Below are 21,764 nucleotides of genomic sequence, written 5' to 3'. Positions count from 1 at the left end.
GCTAGCGTGGCGATCATGGAATCAGCTGCGGAGCCGCGCGCCCGGCGGCTCTTCGGCGGCAGCGCCCGGGCCCTCGGCGATCTCGCCGCCAACCCGTTCCGCGCCGACCGGGACCGGATCGTCGGCTCACCGTTCTTCGCCCGTCTCGGCGGCGTCACCCAGGTGATCAGCCCGGTCGGGTCCGGTCTGCTGGTGCACAACCGACTCACCCACAGTCTCAAGGTCGCCCAGGTGGCCCGCGCGATCGCCGAACGGCTGACCGCCGACGACCTGCGGCGGGACCTGCTGGACAAGCTCGGCGGCTGCGACCCGGACGTGGTGGAGGCCGCGGCGCTCGCGCACGACCTCGGTCACCCGCCGTTCGGGCACCTCGGTGAGCGGGTACTGGACCGGCTGGCTCGACAGCGCCTGGGCCTCGCCGACGGCTTCGAGGGCAACGCGCAGTCGTACCGGATCGTCACCAGCACCGAGATCCGCGGCGCGGCGACCACCGGGCTGGACCTGACCGCGGCGGTCCGTGCGGCGATGCTGAAGTACCCGTGGACCCGGCAGGACTACCCGGACCCGCACCCTCGACTGCTGGACCCGCCGCCGCGCGGGGCCAGCCCGCCGCCGGACGACCCGGAGAGCGGCTCGTCGAAGTTCGGCGCGTACCGGACCGAGCTGGACGACCTGCGGCAGGCCCGCGAGCCGTTCGTCGGCCGCATCCCGGACTGGCAGCAGACCGTGGAGGCGTCCGTGATGGACACCGCCGACGACATCGCGTACGCCATCCACGACGTGGAGGACTTCTACCGGGTCGGGGTGCTCCAGCAGGGAGCGGTGTCCGCCGAGCTGATGGCCTGGCAGCGCGACAGCGGGCAGCTCCGGGCGATCACCGACGCGGCGCTGGCAGCCGCGGCACGGCGACCCGGCGCGGCCATCGAGCGGCTACGCCGGCAGCTGCACCGCAAGGACGCCTGGATCGCCGACGACGATGCGTTCGCCGCCGCCGTCGAGCACGTACGCCAGGAGCTGGTCGACGGGTTGTTGGCGATGCCGTTCGACGGCTCGATCGAGGCCGAGCAGTACGTGGCGCGATTCTCGGCCCGCTGGTCCACCCGCTTCGTCGAGGCGATCACGGTGACCGAGGCGCCGTCCGTACGCTCCGGGTACGTGCTGCTCGGCTGCGCGCAGTGGCACGAGGTGCAGGTGCTCAAGTTCGTCCACCACCGGTTCGTGCTGGCCCGGCCCGACCTCGCCCTGCACCAGCGCGGCCAGGCCCGACTGCTGGGCACCCTGGTCGAGGCGCTGTGGGAGTGGCTGCTCGACCCGGCGGAGGAGTCCCGGCTGCCCCGCCGCCTGCACGACCTGGTCGAGCTGGCCGAGGCGGAGCTGCACCCGCGTACCCCGGACCGGATCGGCCGGGCCCGGGGGCGGGCCATCGTGGACTTCGTGGCGCAGCTCACCGACGGTCAGGCGGTGGCCATGCTGGACGCGCTCTCCGGCCGGTCCGGCGCGCTCTGGACCGACGCCTTCGTGCTCTGAGATGTAAGGAAGGGTCCCTTGTACAACGCCAGGCGTTAACAAGGGACCCTTCCTTACACCTCAGGCGACCGCCTGCCACCAGCCATCCACGGCGGGCGGGTCGTCGACGACCACCCGCTCGCCCGGTCGGGGCACGGCCAGTTGGACGTCGCGGGCCTTCGCCTCGGCCCACAGCCGGTTCACCGGCTCGGACCAGTCGTGCAGGGCCAGGTTGAACGTCCCCCAGTGCACCGGGATGAGCAGCCCGCCCCGCAGGTCGACGTGGGCGCTGACCGCCTCTTCGGGGAACATGTGAATGGTCGGCCAGGCCCGGTCGTACGCGCCGATCTGCATCAGCGTCACGTCGAACGGCCCGTGCTCGGCGCCGATCGCCGCGTACCCGTCGAAGTAGCCGGAGTCGCCGGTGTAGAAGACCTTGCGGTGGGCGCCGGCGATCACCCAGGAACTCCAGAGCGTGCCGTCGCGGCGCAGCCCCCGGCCGGAGAAGTGCTGGGCCGGCGTGGCGGTGATCGTCAGGCCGCCGACCTCGGCACCCTCGGACCAGTCCAGCTCGATGATGCGGCCGGCCGGTACGCCCCACCGGTCCAGGTGCGCACCCACCCCGAGCGGTACCAGGAACGGCGCCGAACCGAGGGCGGTGAGCTCCCGGACGGTGGCCATGTCGAGGTGGTCGTAGTGGTCGTGGGAGATCAGGATCGCGTCGAGCGGGGGCAGTTCGTCGAGGCGTACCGGGGGCTCGTGCAGCCGGCGCGGACCGACCAGGTCCGACGGTGAGCAGCGCTCACTCCACACCGGGTCGATGAGCACCCGGTGGCCCTCGATCTGCACCAACGCCGAGGCGTGGCCGTACCAGACGACGCCGAGCTCCTGGTGGGTGGCGGTGTCGGCCGGTTCCTCGGCCGTCCGCAGCAGTGGCACCGGGGTGGTCGGCCGCCGCTTCTGCTTGCCGAAGATCAGCTCCCGGAGCACGTTACGGCCCGGATCGGTCACCATCGTTCGGACGGTGGACCGGTTGTGGAACGTGCCGTCGCGGAACTGTGGCGAGCGGGCCGCCCGCTCGGCCCGGGCTCCGGTCAGTCGGCCACCGAGCGCCGCCGGCACGTCCCGTGCGGCCCAGGCCAGGCCGGCCAGCGCGGCCAACCCTGCCGCGCCTCGCATCCGTCGCCCGAGCGACCGTTCGACTTCCGTGCGCCGCGCTGGTGCCATCGCTGTCCCTCCGCCGTGTCCCGCACTACACGGTAGCCACCTCGGCACGCCCGCGCCCCGGCGAACCCCCGCCGGGCGCCCCACCCGGGCCGAAGCCCGGGTGGGGAAGCCGGTCCGTCGACCGTGCTCAGCCGCCGTTGCTCGGGCGGCGGGCAGTCGTCCGGTACGCCGTCCCGGCACCGGCGAGCCGGTCCACCGCGGCCAGGAAACGGGGGCCCATGGCGGCCCGGGCCTGCACGGCCGGGTGAGTGGCCCCGAAGTCGTCCGGGTTGGCCTGCCCGTCGGCGAACAGCGCGTAGGTGAGCACCGCGGCACCGGACCGGTCGAAGATCACGCCGGCCTCGTGCCGGGCGTCGGCGAACCAACCGGCCTTGGTGGCGATGCGAGCCCGCTCGTCGGAGGACATGGTGCGCCGGATGCCGTCCGTGAAGGCCACCGGCGAGCGCAGGATCCCGAGCAGGTACGCCGTCGAGGCGGGGGAGAGCAGGGTGCCGGCGACCAGTGCGCGCAGCAGGTCGTGCGTCTCCCGAGGGGTGCTGGTGCCGAGGAAGAACCGGTTCGGGTTGGCGACCGGCTCGACCTGGGTGTTCGGGAATCCCTTGGCGACCAGGATGGCGTTGATCTCGGCGGCCGGGGCGACCAGACCGCACAGCCGTACCGCCGTGTCGTCGGAGACGGTCAGTAGGTTGGCCAGCACGTGCCCGATGGTCACGCTGCTCGGGTACGCGCCGTCCAGGCTGAAGATGCCGTCCCCGCCTGGCACGACGATCGCCGCGGTCACCTCGACCCGCTGATCGAGGGCCAGCAGCCCCCGGTCGACCTTGTCGAGCACCGCCGTGGCCACCGCGATCTTGTTGACGCTGTACGCCTCGATCCGCCGGTCCGCGTCGGCGGCCACCGCGATCACCGGCGGGCCCGCCGGGTCGGCCACGCTGACGTACGCCTGCCAGTTGCCGCCGGCCTCGGTGCTCTGCCGGGTGAAGCTGGCGGCGATCCGACGGGCGGCCTGGGCCGGGGTGGTCGGGGCGGCCTCAGCGGCGCTGGCCGGGGCGGTGGTGCCGAGCACCGTACCGGCGGTGGCCACCGTGCCCAGCCCGAGCGCGGTCCTTCGGTTCAGTCGGACAGTCAATCGTCTCTCCCGTCGTGGTGCGGCGTAACGCTTGCCGGCCCACCACCCTAGGCGAGTTGATCGATTCAAGACGTCCCCCGACGGCTCGGCACCGGACTCACGGCGCGAGTACGACCTTGATGCAGCCGTCCTCCTTCTTCTGGAACATCTCGTACGCCTTCGGCGCGTCGGTCAACGGCATCCGGTGCGTACGCAGGTCCTCCACGCCCAACGGGTCGTCGTCGCCGGCGAGCAGCGGCAGGATCTCGTCGGTCCACCGGCGCACGTGGCACTGCCCCATCCGCAGTTGGATGCCCCGGTCGAACATCTCCATCATCGGCATCGGGTCGATCTCGCCGCCGTACACGCCGGAGAGCGAGACGGTGCCGCCGCGGCGGACCGCCTTGACCGCGGCGTGCAGCACGCTGAGCCGGTCGACGCCGACCCGGTCGGTCATCGCCTGGGCCAGTTTGTCCGGCAGCAGCCCGGCGGCGGCCTGGGCCAGCTTGCCGGTTGGCGAGCCGTGCGCCTCCATCCCGACCGCGTCGATCACCGCGTCCGGGCCGCGCCCGTCGACCAGGTCGATCAGCGCGCCGGGCACGTCGGTCAGCTCACCGACGTCGAGCACCTCGATGCCGTGCCGCCGAGCCAACTCCAGCCGCTCGGGGACCAGGTCCAGGCCGATCACCCGGCCGGCGCCGAGGTGGCGGCCGATCCGGGCGCAGAACTGGCCGACCGGGCCCAGCCCGAACACCGCCAGGGTTCCGCCGGGCGGGGTGTCCGCGTAGCGCACCGCCTGCCAGGCGGTGGGCAGGATGTCGGAGAGGTAGAGGTAGCGCTCGTCGGCCCCGGTCTGCGGGATGGTGATGGGTCCGAAGTGGGCCTGTGGCACGCGCAGGTACTCGGCCTGTCCGCCCGGCACAGATCCGTACAGCGACGTGTAGCCGAACAGCGCCGCGCCCTTGCCCTGCCCGCCGGCCTGGGTGGTCTCGCACTGGGCGTACAGCTGGCGCTGGCACATCCAGCAACTGCCGCAGGCGATGTTGAACGGCACCACCACCCGGTCGCCGGGCTTGAGCCGGGTCACCTCCGGCCCGACCTCCTCGACGATGCCCATCGGCTCGTGGCCGAGGATGTCGCCGGGCTCCAGGTACGGTCCCAACACCTCGTACAGGTGCAGGTCGGAGCCGCAGATCGCAGTCGACGTGATCTTCACGATCGCGTCGGTCGGCTCCTCGATCCGGGGGTCCGGTACCTCTTCGACCCGTACGTCCCGCTTGCCCTGCCAGGTCAACGCCTTCATGTCCGCTCGCCCCTCTCGCCGCCGTCCCCCGACTGCTACCCGGGCGAGGGCACTTGAACCGGGCGACGAACGCCAAACGCCAGACCGCCGTACCCCGAAAGAGGTACGGCGGTCTGGGCGGCGGCGTGTCAGGCGCCGGGCGTGTTGCCGGCGCCCTTCGCGGTGGCCTGGAGGTAGTCGCGGTTGAGCCGGCCGATGGTGTTCAGCGGGATGCCCTTCGGGCAGACCGAGGTGCACTCACCGGCGTTGGTGCAGCCGCCGAAGCCGGCCTCGTCGTGCGCGTCGACCATGCCGATCACCCGGGTGTACCGCTCCGGCTGGCCCTGCGGCAGCAGCGAGAGCTGGGTGAGCTTGGCGGCGGTGAAGAGCATGCCGGAGCCGTTCGGGCAGGCCGCCACGCACGCGCCGCAGCCGATGCAGGCAGCCGACTCGAAGGCGGCGTCCGCGTTGGCCTTGGCCACCGGGGTGGAGTGCGCCTCGGGCGCGCTGCCGGTCGGCGCGGTGATGTAACCACCGGCGGCGATGATCTTGTCGAAGGCGTTCCGGTTGACCACCAGGTCCTTGATGACCGGGAAGGCGCGGGCCCGCCACGGCTCGATGTCGATCGTCTCGCCGTCCTTGAACTGCCGCATGTGCAGCTGGCAGGCCGTGGTGCCGCGCTGCGGCCCGTGCGCGTCGCCGTTGATCATCAGGCCGCACATGCCGCAGATGCCCTCGCGGCAGTCGTGGTCGAACGCCACCGGGTCGTCGCCGGCGAGGATCAGCCGTTCGTTGAGCACGTCGAGCATCTCCAGGAACGACATGTCCGGGGACACGTCCTCGACCTGGTAGGTCACCATCTGACCCTTGTCCTCAGGGCCCTTCTGGCGCCAGATGCGCAGGGTCAGGTTCACTTGTAGCTCCGCTGCGTGGGGTGGACGTATTCGAACTTCAGGTCTTCCTTGTGCAGCACCGACGGCTCGCCGGTGGCGGTGAACTCCCAGGCCGCCACGTACGCGAACCGGTCGTCGTCGCGCTGCGCCTCACCGTCCGGGGTCTGGTGCTCGGCCCGGAAGTGACCGCCGCAGGACTCCTCCCGGTGCAGGGCGTCGATGCACATCAGCTCGGCGAGCTCGAAGAAGTCGGCCACCCGGCCGGCCTTCTCCAGCGACTGGTTCAGCTCCTCGCCGGTGCCGGAGACCTTGACCCGCTGCCAGAACGACTCGCGCAGGTCGCGGATCTCGCCGATCGCCTTGCGCAGCCCGGCGTCGCTGCGCTCCATGCCGCAGTGCTCCCACATGATCTGGCCCAGCTCGCGGTGGAACGAGTCCACGGTCCGGTCCCCGTTGACCGCCAGCAGCCGCTGGATCCGGTCCTCGACGTCGGTGCGCGCCTCGACCGCCGCCGGGTGGCTGGCGTCGACCTTGTCCAGCGGGCCGGAGGCCAGGTAGTTGGCGATGGTGGTCGGCAGCACGAAGTAGCCGTCGGCCAGCCCCTGCATCAGCGCCGAGGCGCCGAGCCGGTTCGCGCCGTGGTCGGAGAAGTTCGCCTCGCCGATCACGAACAGCCCCGGGATGCTCGACTGCAGGTCGTAGTCGACCCAGAGGCCACCCATCGTGTAGTGCACGGCGGGGTAGATCCGCATCGGGACCTCGTACGGGTCCTCGCCGGTGATCCGCTCGTACATCTCGAAGAGGTTGCCGTACTTGGCCTCGATGGCCGGGCGGCCCAGCCGGCCGATCGCGTCGGCGAAGTCGAGATAGACGCCGAGCTTGGTCGGGCCGACGCCACGGCCCTCGTCGCAGACGTTCTTCGCGGCACGCGAGGCGATGTCCCGGGGGACCAGGTTGCCGAAGGAGGGGTAGATCCGCTCCAGGTAGTAGTCGCGCTCGTCCTCGGGAATGTCCCGGGGGTTGCGGTCGTCGCCCTTGGCCTTGGGCACCCAGACCCGGCCGTCGTTGCGCAGCGACTCGCTCATCAGGGTCAGCTTCGACTGGTGGTCGCCGGAGACCGGGATGCAGGTCGGGTGGATCTGCGTGTAGCAGGGGTTGGCGAAGTACGCGCCCTTGCGGTGCGCGCGCCAGGTGGCGGTGACGTTGCAGCCCTTGGCGTTGGTGGAGAGGTAGAAGACGTTGCCGTAGCCGCCGGAGGCGAGCACCACGGCGTCGGCCATCTCGGTGCTGATCTCGCCGGTGACCAGGTCCCGGACCACGATGCCCCGGGCCTTGCCGTCCACGATGACCAGCTCCAGCATCTCGTGCCGGGCGTTCATCTCCACATTGCCGAGGCCGATCTGCCGCTCCAGCGCCTGGTACGCGCCGAGCAGCAGCTGCTGGCCCGTCTGGCCCCGGGCGTAGAAGGTGCGCTGCACCTGGGCGCCGCCGAACGAGCGGGTGTCCAGCAGACCGCCGTACTCGCGGGCGAACGGCACGCCCTGCGCCACGCACTGGTCGATGATGTTGACCGAGACCTCGGCCAGCCGATGGACGTTCGACTCGCGGGAGCGGAAGTCGCCGCCCTTGACGGTGTCGTAGAACAGTCGGTGCACCGAGTCGCCGTCGTTGCGGTAGTTCTTGGCGGCGTTGATGCCGCCCTGCGCCGCGATCGAGTGTGCCCGGCGCGGGCTGTCCTGGTAGCAGTAGGACTTCACGTGGTAGCCCTGCTCGGCCAGCGTGGCCGCGGCCGAGCCGCCGGCCAGACCGGTGCCGACCACGATCACCGTCATCTTGCGGCGGTTGGCCGGGTTGACCAGCTTGGCCTCGAAGCGCCGGGTGTCCCAGCGCTTCTCGATCGGGCCGTCGGGAGCCTTGGTGTCGGCGATCGGGTCGCCCTCGGTGAAGAGTTCCATGTCAGGACACCAATCCGGTGAGTACGGCGAACGGGACCACCAGGTATCCGGCGCAGAGCGCGACGGCGAGCACCAGCGCGGCGTTGCGCGCCCGGCGCTCGCCCTTCGGCGTCTGTTGACCGAGGCTGCGGAACGCGCTGAAGGCGCCGTGCCGCAGGTGGAAGCCGAGCGTGACGATCGCCAGGGTGTAGAAGAGCGTGACGTACCAGCGTTCCGGCGCGAAGTCGGCCACCACGTTGCCGTACGGGTTGCTGGCGTCGCCCTGCGGGTTCAGGTGACCGGTGGTCAGGTCGAGGATGTGGTAGATCACGAAGAGCAGGATGATCACGCCACCCCAGCGCATGGTGCGCGCCGCGTAGCTGCCCCGGACCTTCTTGCGGTGGGCGTACTGCACCGGACGGGCGGCGCGGGCGCGCATGGCGAGCACGGTGGCGGCCACGATGTGCGCGAGGACGGCCACGGTGAGCACGCTGCGCTGGATCCACAGGTACCAGGTGTGCGGCAGCAGCGGCGTGCCGATGTCGCGCAGCCAGTGCGCGTAGTGGTCGAACGAGGTCTCCCCCGTGAACACCTTCAGGTTCCCGAGCATGTGTGCGATGAGGAACAGCGCCAGCAGGATGCCCGTCACCGCCATGACGGCCTTGAGGCCGACGTTCGAGCGGATGGGCGACCGAGTTTTCGTGATTACCACGGGTCCGACGCTAGGAGCACTTGGATCAGTCGTCCAATGCATCGAACCAGCAGTGTTGATAGCCATAAGCTATGTAGATGCAGCTCCATCAGCTCCGGTACTTCGTTGCGGTGGCCGAAGTACGACATTTCACCCAAGCCGCCGACATCGTCGGCATAACTCAGCCCTCGCTCAGTAAGCAAATTCACGCCCTGGAGACCGACCTCGGGGCCCCACTCTTCGAGCGGGTAAGGGGCAACATCACGCTGACCGCCGCCGGCGAGGTGCTGCTGCCGTTGGCCACCCGGATCCTCGCCGACGTGGAGACCGCGACGCGGGAGGTCCAGGAGTTGGTCGGCCTGCGCCGGGGTCGGGTCCGACTCGGCGCGACCCCGAGCCTCGCCACCTCGCTCGCCCCGCCGGTGTTGCGCCGGTTCCGCGACGCCCATCCCACCGTCGACCTGCGCGTCGAGGAGGGTGGCTCCCAGGACCTGGTGCGTGACCTGCTGCGCGGTGACCTCGACCTGGCTCTGATCATCATGCCCGCCCAGGGCGCCGACCCGGGGCTGCGCGTCGATCCGATCCTGCGGGAGAGCCTGGTGGTGGCCTCGGTGGGGGAGGTGCCGACCGCCTCGGCGACCGGGGAACTTCAGATCACCGACCTGCGGGGCCAGCCGATGGTGATGTTCCGCGAGGGCTACGACCTGCGTGACGCCACCATCCAGGCGTGCCGCGAGGCGGGCTTCGAGCCGACCTTCGCGGTCGACGGCGGCGAAATGGACGCGGTGCTCAGCTTCGTCGAGGCGGGTCTCGGTATCGCGCTGGTACCCGGCATCGTGCTGGCCCGGCGGCCCGGGGTGCGGATCACCCCGCTGGCGCCGCCCGGGGTACGGCGGACCATCGCGGTGGCCCGTCGACGCGACGTCGTGCCGACCCACGCCGGTCGAGAACTCCGCCGGATCCTGCTCGACTACGTACAGAACGCCATTGACCAGGACGACCTCCCCCCGGGCGTTGATCCACGCTGATCGGGTCCGGTTTTCAACCTGGTGGGCCAATTCGCCATCGAGCTGGCAATATCACCGTCGGTACGGAATGTGGTCACCTAAGGTGGGTTCTTGCACGTGGGGGGCAAAAGCCCCATTCGTCTCGGCAGAGCTCACCGGTGGGCTTCTCTCCCGCCGGCAGGGAGGCAACACATGAGGATCCTGGTTACCGGTGGAGCAGGATTCATCGGGTCGCAGTTCGCCCGAAGTCTGCTCGCCGGGAGCTATGCCGGGTTCGAGCACGCCGACGTCACGGTGATCGACAAACTGACCTACGCCAGCGACCGCACCAACCTGCCGGCCACGCACCCTCGACTGACCTTCGTGCGCGGCGACATCTGTGACCGGCAGTTGCTCGCCGACGTGGTGCCCGGGCACGACGCGGTCGTGCACTTCGCCGCCGAGTCACACGTCGACCGGTCCATCGACGACCCGGCGCCGTTCTTCGAGACCAACGTGATGGGCTCGCACCACCTCCTGGCCGCCTGTGCGCGCAGCGGCGTCGGCCGGGTGGTGCACGTCTCCACCGACGAGGTGTACGGCTCGATCAGCGAGGGCTCGTGGGACGAGAGCTGCATGCTGGAGCCCAACTCCCCGTACGCGGCGTCCAAGGCCGCCAGCGACTGCGTGGTCCGCTCCTACTGGCGTACCTACGACGTGGACGTCTCCATCACCCGCTGCGCGAACAACTACGGGCCCTACCAGCACGTGGAGAAGGTCATCCCTCGGTTCGTCACCAGCCTGCTCACCGGGCAGGACATCCCCCTGCACGGCGACGGCAGCGCGGTCCGCGAGTGGCTGCACGTGGAGGACCACTGCCGGGCCATCGCGCTGGTGCTGGCCAAGGGCCGGGCCGGCGAGGTCTACAACATCGGCGGCGACATCGAGCTGACGAACCGGGCGCTCACCGAGCGGATCCTGCGGTTGGCCGGCGCCGGCTGGGAACGGGTCCGGCACGTCCCCGACCGCAAGGTGCAGGACCAGCGCTACTCGCTCGACTTCCGCAAGATCACCGATGAGCTCGGCTTCGAGCCGCAGATCCGGTTCGAGGACGGGCTGACCGAGGTCTTCCGCTGGTACCGGGAGAACCGGGCGTGGTGGTCGCCCGACGCGGAGGCCCGCAGCGCCCCGTTGACCAGCTCGGTCCGCGGCGTCCCGGCGTCCCGAGGGCTCTCGGTCCAGGCACACTAACCGTCCGGCACCGCCCCGCACCCGTCCTGCCCGCGCACCCGTCCCGCCCGCGCGCCCGTCCTGCCGCGCGCCCGTCCTGCCCGCGCCGACCGTCCTGCCCGCGCGCCCGTCCTGCCCCGCGTCCTGCCCGCGCGCCCGTCCTGCCCGCGCGCCCGTCCTGCCCGCGCCGACCGTCCTGCCCGTCCCGCCCGCGCCCTGCCCGCGCGCCCGTCCTGCCCCGCGTCCTGCCCGCGTCGATCTAGGGCAAATCGTCGTCATTGGAGATCAGGTAGCAGCGATTTGCCCTAGATCGGCGGGGAAGGGGGTCCGGCCACCGGCGCGGGGGAGGGGGTCCCGGCCGCCGGCGGGGGAGGGGGTCCGGCCACCGGCGCGGGGGAGGGGGTCCCGGCCGCCGGCGCGGGTCGATCGCCCTCAGCGGCCTTCGGCGTCGTCCATTGCTCGGTAGATCCGCTGTTCTGAGACGGGGTACGGGGTGCCGAGCGCCTGTGCGAAGACGTTCACCCGCAACTCCTCGATCATCCAGCGGATCTGCCGGACGGCGGTCTCCTGACGACGTGCCGGCGGCAACGCGGCGAGCAGGTCCGCGTACTCCTTCTGCACCACCGCGACCCGGTCCTGCTGCTGGCGGTCCCGCTGCGGGTTGCCACCCAGCCGCTCCATCCGGCGCTCGATCGCGGTGAGGTAGCGCAACAGGTCGGGCAGGCGGGCGTACCCGGTGTCGGTGATGAAACCCGCGTGCACCAGCCCGGCGAGCTGGTTGCGGATGTCGGCCAGCGCGGCCACCACGGCGAGGTTCCGGGTGGCGCCGAGTCGCTGCTCGACGGTGTACGCGGCGGCGAGCACCCGACGTACCCGGTCCATCACCTCGACCACGGTGTCGACCAGGTCGGCGCGGACCTTCTCGCGGAGCGCCGCGAAGCCCTCGGCGTCCCACGCCGGCCCACCGGCGGCACCGATCAGCCGGTCGATGGCCGCGCCCGCGGCGTCCTCGATCAGCTCCTGTACGCCGCCGTGCGGGTTGCGGCTCAGCGCCAGCTTCGCCTCGTTGCTGAGCCGGCCCTGCAGGAACCGTGCCGGGGACGGCACGGTGAGCCGCAGCAGCCGGCGGGTGCCGGCCCAGTGCGCGGCCTCCGCCTCGGCGGGGGAGTCGAAGACCTTCACCCCGACCGTGGCGCCCTCGTCGACCAGCGCCGGGTACGCGGTCACCGCGTAGCCGGCCCGGACCTGCTCGATGGTGCGGGGCAGCGTGCCGATGCTCCACTCGCGCAGCCCGGTACGGGCCACCTCCGGAGCGGCGGCCGCCACCACCTGGCGTACCTCCTGGCGGAGCTGGCGTTGCAGGGCCGGCAGGTCCTTGCCCTCGGCGACCGGCTTCTCGTCGTCGCCGAGGACCCGGAAGGTCACCCGCAGGTGGGCCGGGAGTTTGCCCGGCTCCCACGCGTCGCGCGGCACGGTCACGCCGGTCATCCGGCGCAGTTGCCGGGTGAGCGCGTCCAGCAGCGGCTCCTCGCCGGGCGTGATCGCCGCCAGCGCGGCCCGGGCGTAGTCCGGCACCGGCACGAAGTTCCGGCGTACCGCCTTGGGCAACGTTCGGATCAGCGCGATCACCGTCTCCTCGCGCAGCCCCGGCACCTGCCAGTCGAAGCTCTCCGCCGGCACCTGGTTGAGCAGCGGCAGCGGAATGTCGACGGTGACGCCGTCGGTCGGCGTGCCCGGCTCGAACGTGTAGGTCAGCGGCAGGGTCACCCCGTTGGTCTGCCACTCGTCCGGGTAGTCGGTCTCGTCGACCCCCTCCCGGCCGTCGTTGACCAGCAGGTCGCGGGTGAAGGTGAGCAGGTCGGGCTGCTCCCGGCGGGTCTTCTTCCACCAGGTGTCGAAGTGTCGGCCGGACACCACGTCGGCCGGGATCCGCTGGTCGTAGAAGCCGAAGATGCTCTCGTCGTCGACCAGGATGTCCCGGCGTCGGGCCCGGCTCTCCAACTCCTCGATCTCGCCCAGCAGCCGCTTGTTGTCGCCCCAGAACTGGTGGTGGGTCTGCCAGTCGCCCTCCACCAGCGCGTGCCGGATGAACAGCTCCCGGCTCATCGTCGGGTCGATCCGACCGAAGTTGACCTTGCGGGAGGTGACCAGCGGAATGCCGTACAGGGTGACCTTCTCGTAGGCCATCACGGCGGCCTGCTTCTTCTCCCAGTGCGGCTCGCTGTAGCTGCGCTTGACCAGGTGCTGCGCGAGCGGCTCGACCCACTCCGGCTCGACCCGGCCGGCGATCCGACCCCACAGCCGCGAGGTCTCCACCAACTCGGCGGCCATCACCCAGCGCGGCGGCTTCTTGAACAGCGCCGAGCCCGGGAAGAGCGCGAACTTCGCCCCTCGGGCGCCCAGGTACTCGTGCTTCTGGGCGTCCTTCAGCCCGACGTGCGACAGCAGGCCGGGCAGCAGCGACTGGTGCACCTTCGGGGTGTCGATCTCCTCCGGCAGGTCGGCGCCACGGCGGCCGTCACCCGGGCCGGCGTCCGCGCCGGCCGCTGCGTCCCGCGCCGGTCGCCCACCGCGCCGGTCGCCGTCTCCGGGGGTACGCAGAACCTGGCGCAGCTGACCGACGATGTCCTGCCACTCGCGGACCCGCAGGTAGTTCAGGTACTCCGCCTTGCACATCCGCCGGAACGCGCTGGAGGACAGCGCCCGCTGCTGCTCGCGCAGGTACCGCCAGAGGTTGAGGAAGGCGACGAAGTCGGACTCCTTGTCGGCGAACCGGGCGTGCGCCTGGTCGGCCTGGGCCTGCTTCTCCGCCGGCCGCTCGCGCGGGTCCTGGATGGAGAGCGCGGCGGCGATCACCAGCACCTCGGTGGCGCAGCCGTTGCGTTCGCCCTCGACCACCATCCGCGCCAGCCGCGGGTCGACCGGCAGCTGAGCCAGCCGCCGACCCAGCGTGGTGAGCCGCTTCGCCGGGTCCGGCTCGGTCGGGTCCAGCGCGCCCAGCTCGTGCAGCAGGTTGACGCCGTCGGTGATGTTGCGCCGGTCCGGCGGGTCGATGAACGGGAACGCGGCGAGGTCGCCGAGCCCGATCGCGGTCATCTGGAGGATGACCGACGCCAGGTTGGTTCGCAGGATCTCCGGGTCGGTGAACTCCGGCCGGGAGAGGAAGTCCTGCTCGTCGTAGAGGCGGATGCAGATGCCGTCCGAGGTACGGCCGCAGCGCCCCTTGCGCTGGTTCGCCGACGCCTGGGAGATCGGCTCGATCGGCAGCCGCTGCACCTTGAGCCGGCTGGAGTAGCGGGAGATCCGGGCGGTGCCCGGGTCCACCACGTACTTGATCCCCGGCACGGTCAGCGAGGTCTCCGCGACGTTGGTCGCGAGCACCACGCGCCGCGACGTGTGCGCGGCGAAGACACGGTGCTGCTCGGCGCTGGAGAGCCGGGCGTACAGCGGCAGGATCTCGGTGCCGAGCAGGGAACGTTTCGTCTGCACCAGCTTGCCCAGCGCGTCGGCGGTGTCCCGGATCTCCCGTTCCCCGCTGAGGAAGACCAGGATGTCGCCGGGACCCTCGGCGGCCAGCTCCTCGACGGCGTCGCCGATCGCCTGGATCTGGTCGCGGACGTTTTCCTCGTCGCCGTCGCCGTCCTCCTCGCCGTCGGCGACCTCGACCAGTGGCCGGTAGCGCACCTCGACCGGATAGGTCCGCCCGGAGACCTCGACCACCGGCGCCGGTACGCCCTGCGGCTCGTCGGCCGTGGGCGGCCCGGCGAAGTGCCGCGCGAAGCGGTCGGTCTCGATGGTCGCCGAGGTGATGATCACCTTGAGGTCGGGGCGCCGGGGCAGTAGCTCGCGCAGGTACCCGAGGATGAAGTCGATGTTGAGGCTGCGCTCGTGCGCCTCGTCAATGATCAGCGTGTCGTACTGGCGCAGCATCCGGTCGGTCTGCAACTCGGCCAGCAGGATGCCGTCGGTCATCAGCTTGACCAGGCTGCGCTCGCTGACCTGATCAGTGAAGCGCACCTTGTAGCCGACTACGTCGCCCAGCTCGGTGCCCAACTCGTCGGCGATCCGGTCGGCCACCGTCCGGGCCGCCAGCCGCCGCGGCTGGGTGTGCCCGATCAGTCCGTGCACCCCACGCCCCAGCTCCAGGCAGATCTTGGGGAGCTGGGTGGTCTTGCCGGAGCCGGTCTCGCCGGCAACGATCACCACCTGGTGGTCACGGATCGCGGCGGCGATGTCGTCCTTGCGTTCACTCACCGGCAGTCCGGCCGGGTACGTGAGCACCGGAACAGCCGCCCGTCGGGTGGCGAGCCGCTGCTCGGCCCGGGTCACGTCGGCGGTGATCTCGGCCAGCGCCGTCTCCCGGCGCTGCGGATCGCGCAGCTTGCGCGCACCGTCCAGCCGCCGCTGGAGCCGGCGCTGGTCGCGGAACATCAGTGGGGCGAGACGGCTGTGCAGCTCGCGAACGGGATCGGTCGCGGCGGAGGCGGCTGGATTCTGCATGTCGTACGCAAGGATAGGCAGCCCGGCCGCGTACCGCCCCTGGGTTACCGGCGTAGTCGATCTCCCGGCGACTCCTCGGCCGTCTAGAGTTGGCGGCCGACGTCGAGCGCCGGGGGGCCGGGATGGAGTTGCGGGACACCGACCGGGCACTGGTGCAGGCCGCCACGGCGGTCGCCAAGCTGCGCTGCCGCAGCCAGAACCACACCGTCGCCTCGGCCGCACGCACTCCGGACGGACGAGTCTTCACCGGGGTGAACGTCCACCACGACACCGGCGGGACCTGCGCCGAGGTGATCGTCGTCGGCACCGCCGCGACGCAGGGGGTCACCGGTCTGGAGACGCTCGTCACGGTGGCGGACCGGGGGCGTGCGGTCGTTCCGCCGTGCGGCCGGTGCCTGCGGTTGCTGGGCGACTACTTCCCGTCCCTGCGGGTGATCGTCGGCCCGGTGGACGACCTGCGGGTGGTGCCGGTCGCCGAGCTGCCCCCGGTGGCGCCGAGCGCCGTGGCCGGCTGACCGAGTCGGCGCGCTGGTCGGCTCGGCGTCAGTCGCCGGCCGCCGTCTCCAGCATCGACCGGGGGATCGGCACGCCCTCGAACCGGACGTTGCCCTCCGGCACCAGCCAGCTCATCACCCGCACGGCCAGCTGACCGGCCCGTACGGCCGGGTCGTTGCCGTAGAGCGCGCGGGCCTCGTCCGGGGCGATGGAGAGCACGACGAAGCCCCGCAGCGCGACGTCGTCGGGGTCCAGGAACGGCCCGGCCGCGAGCACCAGGCCCTGCTCCACGAGCCCCGCCTGGTGGGCCAGGTGGGCGTCCTGCAACAGGTCGGCGGCGTCCTGCGGCAGCTCCGGGGCGTCCGGCGGCCGGACCAGGAGCACGACCGTGTGCTGGTCGAATCGCATGCACCCACCCTAGGTGCGTGACCACCCCTCGGCAGGCGTCCGCGCTGGTCACCCGCCTCCGGATCGACCGCCACCTGTTAGGTCGCCCTCAGCACGTCGGCTAAGGTAAGGCGAACCTAAGCGTGAACGTGTAGGAGAGTCGTGACCACCCTCGCCACCCGGCCGGCTCCGGCCCCCAGCCGGTCCGGCACCCGTACCGGCCGTCGGGTGGCCGTCACCGTCGCCGCCGCGCTGGCCCTGCTACTCACCGTGCTGGCCAGCTTCGCGCTGGGTAGTCGTCAGCTCGGCGTCGACCAGGTCTGGCACGCCCTCGTCGCGCCCGATGGCGGCGACGCCAGCACCATCGTCCGCGAACTGCGGATCCCGCGTACCGCCCTCGGCCTCGCCGTCGGATTGGCGCTCGCCGTGGCCGGCGTGCTGTTCCAGGCGCTCACCCGCAACCCCCTCGCCGAGCCGCGCATCCTCGGCATCAGCGCGGGCGCGTCGTTCGGCGTGGTGCTGGCCATCTCCGTCTTCGGGGTCTCCACGCTCGCCGGGTACGTCTGGTTCGGCATCACCGGGGCGCTGCTCGCCGGGCTGCTGGTCTTCGCCATCGCCACCCGGGCTCGCGAGGGCGCCAGCCCGGTCACCCTCGCGCTGGTCGGCGCGGCGCTCGACGCCAGCCTGGCCTCCGGGGTGTACGCGCTGCTCAGCATCGACGCCCGCACCTTCGAAGAGTACCGGTTCTGGGTGGTCGGCGGGCTGGCCGGCCGGGACCTGTCGGTCACCGCGCAGGTGCTGCCCTTCGTCCTCACCGGTCTGCTGCTCGCCGCCCTGGTGGCCCGAGGTCTGGACGCGCTGGCCCTGGGTGACGACGTGGCCAGGGGCCTTGGCCACCGGGTCGGCCTGGTCCGCCTCGGCGGTGGTCTCGCCGCGGTGCTGTTGACCGGTGCCGCGGTGGCGGCGGCCGGGCCGGTCGCCTTCGTCGGGCTGGCCGTGCCGCACCTGGCCCGCGCCCTGGTCGGCGCGGATCACCGCTGGACCCTCGCCGTCTCCGCCCTGCTCGGCCCGGCGCTGCTGCTCGGCGCGGACATCGTCGGCCGGATCATCGCCCCGCCCGGCGAGATACCGGCCGGGATCGTCACCGCCCTGATCGGCGCGCCGCTGCTGGCCGTGCTGGTCCGCCGCGCCAAGGTGGTGACCGCGTGACCACCATCCACCGTCGGCCCGACTCCTCGGCCGACCCGTCGGTCGCCGCCGACTCCCCGGCCGCCGCCGCGTCGTCCGGTGTCGCCGCGTCGTCCGGTGCCGGCACGGCCCGGCTGCCCGGACGGTCGCTGCTGCACGTCGGCCCGGTGAGCGTGCAGATCCGCCGCCGCTCGGTGCTCGTCGCCGCCGTGCTGACCGTGCTGCTCCTACTGGCCATCCTGCTCAGCCTCTCCCTGGGCACCCCGTACGTCGCCACGGCCGACGTGCTGCGCGCCCTCTCCGGCGCCGGCACCCCGTACGACCTGGTGGTCTTTGATCTGCGGCTGCCCCGGACGCTGCTGGCCGCGGTGGCCGGCGCGGCCTTCGGCGTGGCCGGCACCCTGATCCAGAGCGTGGCGCGCAACCCCCTCGCGAGCCCGGACGTCATCGGCATCACCCAGGGCGCCGGCCTCGCCGCGACGGTGGCGTTGACCACCGGCGCCGCCGCCGTGGTGGTGGCACCCTCCGCGCTGGTGGGTGGGGTGGTCGCCGCGGTGCTGCTGTTCGCCCTCGGGGCCCGGCACGGGCTGGCCGCCCAGCGGTTCGTGCTCGCCGGTGTGGCGGTCGCCTTCGCCTTCCGAGCGCTGACCGAGGTGGTCATGCTCACCGCCGACCCGGTCGACGGGCTGCGCGCGCAGCTCTGGTTGATCGGCACGCTGGCCGGCAAGGGCACGCACGAGGCCGAATGGATCGCCTACACCCTGGTGGCGCTACTGCCGGTGCTGGCCTGGGCCGGCTGGGCGCTGAACAGCACCGCGCTGGACGACGACACCGCGCGCGGGGTCGGGCTGCGGCCGGTGGCCCGCCGGATCGGGCTGGCCGGCACCGGCGTGCTCATCGCCGCGATGGTCACCGCCCAGGTCGGTGCCGTCGACTTCGTGGCGCTCGTCGCCCCCCAGGTGGCCCGCCGACTGGTCCGGGCCGAGCGGCCACCGATCATCTGCGCGGCGCTGGTCGGCGCGCTGCTGCTGGTGCTGGCCGACCTGGCCGGCCGGCGGCTGTTCGCACCTACCCAACTCCCGGCCGGCGTGCTGACCGCCGCGATCGGCGGCCCGTACCTGATCTTCCTGCTGCTGCGCGGCCGGCGGCGGTCGTCGTGACGGCCACCAGCCCCGGCCCGGCGGTCCTCGTGACGGCCGCCAACCGCGGCCCGGCGGTCGTCGTGACGGCCGCCAACCGCCGCCCGGCGGTCCTCGTGACGGACACCAGCCCCTCGAAGGAGTCGTGATGCTCTCCACGCGCGACCTGGTCGCCGGCTACGACGAGCGGACCGTGCTCGACGGGCTCGACCTGGACCTGCCGACCGACGCGTTCACCGTGATCGTCGGACCGAACGCGTGCGGCAAATCCACCCTGCTGCGGACCATGGCCCGGCTGCTCACCCCCCGGCGTGGGACGGTCCTGCTGGACGGCACCGCCATCAGGGACCTGCCGACCCGGGAGGTGGCCCGCCGGCTCGGCGTGCTGCCGCAGAGCCCGCTCGTCCCCGAGGGCGTCAGCGTGGCCGACCTGGTCGGGCGGGGCCGGCAGCCGTACCAGCGGTGGTGGCGGCAGTGGTCGCCCGAGGACGGCGCGGCGGTGGACGAGGCGATGAGCCTGGCCGACGTGGCCGACCTCGCCGACCGGCCGGTGGACAGCCTCTCCGGCGGCCAGCGGCAGCGGGTGTGGATCGCCATGACGCTGGCCCAGGACACCGACGCCCTGCTGCTGGACGAGCCGACCACCTTCCTCGACCTGGCTCACCAGGTGGAGGTGCTGGACCTGCTGCACCGACTGCGCGTCGAGCGGGGCCGCACCGTGGTCGCCGTGCTGCACGACCTGAACCAGGCCGCCCGCTACGCCGACCACCTGGTCGCGATGCGCGACGGCGCGGTGGTGGCCGCCGGCCCACCCCGGGAGATCCTCACGGCGGACCTGGTCCGCGAGGTCTTCGGGCTGGCCTGCGTGGTCGTGCCGTGCCCGGTGACCGGCGCACCGCTGGTCGTGCCCGCGTACACCGGCGGCAGCCTCGGCCCCGTCGTTCCGTCCGCTGCCGCGGACGGCTCCGATCCGTCGGGTACGTCCGTGCCGGACGCCCGACCCGTCACCGGCGAAGCGGCCAACCCGCTCGCCGACATGCACCTCTCGAAAGGACTCTGATGCGTCGTCTCGTCGCCGCCCTCGCCGCGGCCGTCGCCCTCGGCGTCGGCCTCACCGCCTGCGGTGAGAGCGACCCGGTCGCCGGCTCCACCACCGGGGAGACCCGGGAGATCACCCACGCCATGGGCACCGCCAAGGTCCCGGCGGAACCCAAGCGGGTCGTCGTCCTCGACACCGACAAGATCGACACGGCGCTCTCGCTGGGCGTCACGCCGGTCGGCGCGGCCGTCGCGGGTGAGGCCAAGAGCTGGCCGACCTACTTCGGCGCGGACAAGCTCGCCAGCATCAAGGAGGTCGGGACGCTCACCGAGCCCGACCTGGAGGCAATCAACGCGCTGCACCCGGACCTCATCCTCGGCAGCAAGTTCCGCCAGGAAAAGTTCTACGACGAGCTGGCCGCCATCGCGCCGACCGTGTTCACCGACAAGGTGGGCATCACCTGGAAGGAGAACTTCCTCCTGGACGGCAAGGCGCTCGGCCGCGAGCAGCAGGCCAAGGACCTGCTCGGCGCGTACGAGAAGCGGGCCAAGGACTTCGGTGCCACGCTCGGCAACGCCGCTGCCCGCAAGGTGTCGATCGTGCGGTTCCTCCCGGGCAACATCCGGGTGTACGGCCCGGCCTCGTTCTCCGGCATCGTGATCGGTGACACCGGCCTCGGTCGCCCGGAGCGGCAGCTGCTCGCCAACAAGGAGGACAAGCGCTTCGACCTGGTCAGCCCCGAGCGGGTCAACGAGGTCGACGGTGACGTCATCTTCGTGAGCACCTACGGCGAGAAGACCGCCGCGGAGCAGGCCAAGGTCACCGGCGGAACCCTCTGGAAGGGCCTCGGCGCGGTCAAGGCCGGCAAGGCGTACCCGGTCGCCGACGAGGTCTGGATGACCGGCATCGGTGTCGGCGCCGCCAACAAGATCATCGACGACCTGACCAAGTACCTCCCCGCCGCCTGACCCCCCACCCGCTCCCGCGCGTCGCCCGCGCCGCGCGCCGCGCGCCCCGGCGCGTCGCGCGCCCCCCGTCGGTGATCACGCTCGATCCAGGATGTAGTGGCCTTCCCGCGTTCGGGAGGCCACTACATCCATGTTCAAGCACGAGCGCTGTGCCCGGCTGAGCGGGATCGCGACCTCAACGCGGCCCGGACCTCGGCGAGGAAGCCGTCGAAGTCCTCCCGGAGGCGTTTGCCGGTGAGGTGCAGGACGATCCACTCGCCGCCGAGCAGACGGTTCAGCCGTCGGCGGTCCCGGTGGAACTGCTCGGGATCGTCGTGCCAGAGCCCGTCGTACTCCACCGCGACCTTGTACTCCGGCCAGGCCAGGTCCAGCCGGGCCACGAACCGGCCGTGATCGGCGACGACCCACTGCGTTTCCGGCTTCGGCAGGCCAGCGAGCACAAGCCGTACCCGGGTGCGGGACTCCTGGGGTGACTCGGCACCCGGATCGGCCAGGTCGACGGCGCGCAGCAGTGGCCGCCAGCCGCGCCGGCCGGCCCGCCTCAGCGCGTACTCGCGCAGTGCCGGAATGTCGGTGATCCGGCGGGCCAGCAGACGGTCGATGACGACGACCGCCTCGACCACGCCGAGCCAGCGGGCGAGGTCCCAGCAGGTCCGAGCCGGACCGGTGACCCTGACCCCCGCTCGGACGACCACGTCGTCCGGGTCGATCTCCCCATGGCGAACTCGGAGGCCAGCGGCAGGCCCGATCCGGCTGTCCTTGGGCACCAGTACGTCAACAGGATCATCCGGAGCTGGCGTCGCACAGCCGTACAGCGCCGCTGCGGCGCGTCCGGCGATGGCCGCGCCGGCTGGAATCAGCCAGCGCTCGACGGCGGCGCACCTGGTCCGATGGGTGATCCGCATCCGCGCGTCGGCGTAGACGTCGCGGAACAGGGGGCGCCATGCGGAGCTGCGTAGGTCGTTGCGGGTCAGCAGGCCGCGTTGAACGGCGACTGAGCCACGGAAGATCCGGCCGCGCAACTGCGGCGGCCTGCGGGGAGCCTTCGACATGGTATCCAGGCTGGCCGATCCCGCCGCCGCACGCCGCCCCTGTGGATAACCCGCGCTGCCCGCGCTGCCCGCGCTGCCCGCGCTGCCCGCGCTGCCTGCGCTGCCCGCGCTGCCTGCGCTGCCCGCGCTGCCCGCGCTG

The 21,764-nt window shown here is 72.0% G+C and carries 17 protein-coding genes; 8 read left to right on the top strand and 9 right to left on the bottom strand.

The window, feature by feature from the left end; translation table 11 throughout:
- Positions 1-15: 15 nt before the first annotated feature.
- Complete coding sequence (locus ACFQGL_RS02800; protein WP_377504816.1) at positions 16-1,527, top strand: deoxyguanosinetriphosphate triphosphohydrolase family protein; 1,512 nt, start codon at positions 16-18, stop codon at positions 1,525-1,527.
- A gap of 60 nt (positions 1,528-1,587) precedes the next feature.
- Here the strand turns inward: ACFQGL_RS02800 and ACFQGL_RS02795 are convergent, their stop codons facing one another.
- The 6 genes from ACFQGL_RS02795 to ACFQGL_RS02770 all read right to left on the bottom strand — a co-directional run bounded on the left by ACFQGL_RS02795 (position 1,588) and on the right by ACFQGL_RS02770 (position 8,704).
- The gene (locus ACFQGL_RS02795; protein ID WP_377504813.1) at positions 1,588-2,733 is read right to left on the bottom strand and encodes an MBL fold metallo-hydrolase; all 1,146 of its coding nucleotides are present in this window, start codon (positions 2,731-2,733) and stop codon (positions 1,588-1,590) included.
- Between the two features lie 127 nt (positions 2,734-2,860).
- Positions 2,861-3,862, bottom strand: coding sequence for a serine hydrolase (locus ACFQGL_RS02790; RefSeq protein ID WP_377504810.1), 1,002 nt, complete (start codon positions 3,860-3,862; stop codon positions 2,861-2,863).
- Positions 3,863-3,959: 97 nt separating this feature from the next.
- Positions 3,960-5,144, bottom strand: a complete 1,185-nt coding sequence (locus tag ACFQGL_RS02785) for a zinc-dependent alcohol dehydrogenase (protein ID WP_377504807.1) — start codon at positions 5,142-5,144, stop codon at positions 3,960-3,962.
- A gap of 128 nt (positions 5,145-5,272) precedes the next feature.
- The gene (locus ACFQGL_RS02780) at positions 5,273-6,037 is read right to left on the bottom strand and encodes a succinate dehydrogenase/fumarate reductase iron-sulfur subunit (RefSeq protein WP_377504804.1); all 765 of its coding nucleotides are present in this window, start codon (positions 6,035-6,037) and stop codon (positions 5,273-5,275) included.
- Positions 6,034-7,971, bottom strand: coding sequence for a fumarate reductase/succinate dehydrogenase flavoprotein subunit (locus tag ACFQGL_RS02775; protein WP_377504801.1), 1,938 nt, complete (start codon positions 7,969-7,971; stop codon positions 6,034-6,036). Before ACFQGL_RS02775 ends, ACFQGL_RS02780 begins: the two co-directional genes overlap by 4 nt.
- Position 7,972: 1 nt before the next feature.
- Positions 7,973-8,704 carry a succinate dehydrogenase cytochrome b subunit gene (locus ACFQGL_RS02770; RefSeq protein ID WP_377504798.1) on the bottom strand — a complete coding sequence of 244 codons (732 nt, stop codon included), beginning with the start codon at positions 8,702-8,704 and terminating at the stop codon, positions 7,973-7,975.
- 35 nt (positions 8,705-8,739) lie between these two features.
- Here ACFQGL_RS02770 and ACFQGL_RS02765 point away from each other — a divergent pair, with 35 nt between their 5' ends.
- Both ACFQGL_RS02765 and rfbB read left to right on the top strand, forming a co-directional pair.
- The gene (locus tag ACFQGL_RS02765) at positions 8,740-9,669 is read left to right on the top strand and encodes a LysR family transcriptional regulator (protein WP_377504795.1); all 930 of its coding nucleotides are present in this window, start codon (positions 8,740-8,742) and stop codon (positions 9,667-9,669) included.
- Positions 9,670-9,840: 171 nt separating this feature from the next.
- Positions 9,841-10,878: a dTDP-glucose 4,6-dehydratase gene (gene rfbB / locus ACFQGL_RS02760; RefSeq protein ID WP_377504792.1), complete on the top strand. Its 1,038-nt coding sequence runs from the start codon at positions 9,841-9,843 to the stop codon at positions 10,876-10,878.
- A gap of 411 nt (positions 10,879-11,289) precedes the next feature.
- Here the strand turns inward: rfbB and hrpA are convergent, their stop codons facing one another.
- Complete coding sequence (gene hrpA, locus ACFQGL_RS02755; RefSeq protein ID WP_377504789.1) at positions 11,290-15,357, bottom strand: ATP-dependent RNA helicase HrpA; 4,068 nt, start codon at positions 15,355-15,357, stop codon at positions 11,290-11,292.
- Positions 15,358-15,479: 122 nt separating this feature from the next.
- Between hrpA and ACFQGL_RS02750 the strand changes: the two genes are divergently transcribed.
- The gene (locus ACFQGL_RS02750) at positions 15,480-15,872 is read left to right on the top strand and encodes a cytidine/deoxycytidylate deaminase family protein (RefSeq protein WP_377504786.1); all 393 of its coding nucleotides are present in this window, start codon (positions 15,480-15,482) and stop codon (positions 15,870-15,872) included.
- Between the two features lie 28 nt (positions 15,873-15,900).
- On the opposite strand, the gene ACFQGL_RS02745 is transcribed toward ACFQGL_RS02750, so the two are convergent.
- The gene (locus tag ACFQGL_RS02745) at positions 15,901-16,260 is read right to left on the bottom strand and encodes a YciI family protein (RefSeq protein ID WP_377504784.1); all 360 of its coding nucleotides are present in this window, start codon (positions 16,258-16,260) and stop codon (positions 15,901-15,903) included.
- A gap of 141 nt (positions 16,261-16,401) precedes the next feature.
- Between ACFQGL_RS02745 and ACFQGL_RS02740 the strand changes: the two genes are divergently transcribed.
- The 4 genes from ACFQGL_RS02740 (at position 16,402) to ACFQGL_RS02725 (ending at position 20,573) form a co-directional block, all read left to right on the top strand.
- Positions 16,402-17,448 (top strand): FecCD family ABC transporter permease, encoded by a 1,047-nt coding sequence (locus ACFQGL_RS02740; RefSeq protein WP_377504781.1) that lies wholly within the window; start codon positions 16,402-16,404, stop codon positions 17,446-17,448.
- Positions 17,445-18,587 (top strand): FecCD family ABC transporter permease, encoded by a 1,143-nt coding sequence (locus ACFQGL_RS02735; protein ID WP_377504778.1) that lies wholly within the window; start codon positions 17,445-17,447, stop codon positions 18,585-18,587. Before ACFQGL_RS02740 ends, ACFQGL_RS02735 begins: the two co-directional genes overlap by 4 nt.
- A 127-nt stretch (positions 18,588-18,714) precedes the next feature.
- Positions 18,715-19,626, top strand: coding sequence for an ABC transporter ATP-binding protein (locus ACFQGL_RS02730; RefSeq protein ID WP_377504776.1), 912 nt, complete (start codon positions 18,715-18,717; stop codon positions 19,624-19,626).
- The gene (locus tag ACFQGL_RS02725; RefSeq protein WP_377504773.1) at positions 19,626-20,573 is read left to right on the top strand and encodes an ABC transporter substrate-binding protein; all 948 of its coding nucleotides are present in this window, start codon (positions 19,626-19,628) and stop codon (positions 20,571-20,573) included. The genes ACFQGL_RS02730 and ACFQGL_RS02725 overlap by 1 nt, the downstream gene beginning before the upstream one ends.
- Before the next feature lie 134 nt (positions 20,574-20,707).
- On the opposite strand, the gene ACFQGL_RS02720 is transcribed toward ACFQGL_RS02725, so the two are convergent.
- On the bottom strand, positions 20,708-21,625 hold the full coding sequence (locus tag ACFQGL_RS02720) for a hypothetical protein (protein WP_377504770.1): 918 nt from the start codon (positions 21,623-21,625) through the stop codon (positions 20,708-20,710).
- Positions 21,626-21,764 lie beyond the last annotated feature (139 nt).

This window comes from Micromonospora vulcania (assembly GCF_042658605.1).
Taxonomy (GTDB): Bacteria; Actinomycetota; Actinomycetes; order Mycobacteriales; family Micromonosporaceae; genus Micromonospora; species Micromonospora vulcania.
The sequence above is the reverse complement of the archived record's forward strand: the minus strand, read 5'-3'. Positions and strand labels throughout refer to the sequence as shown.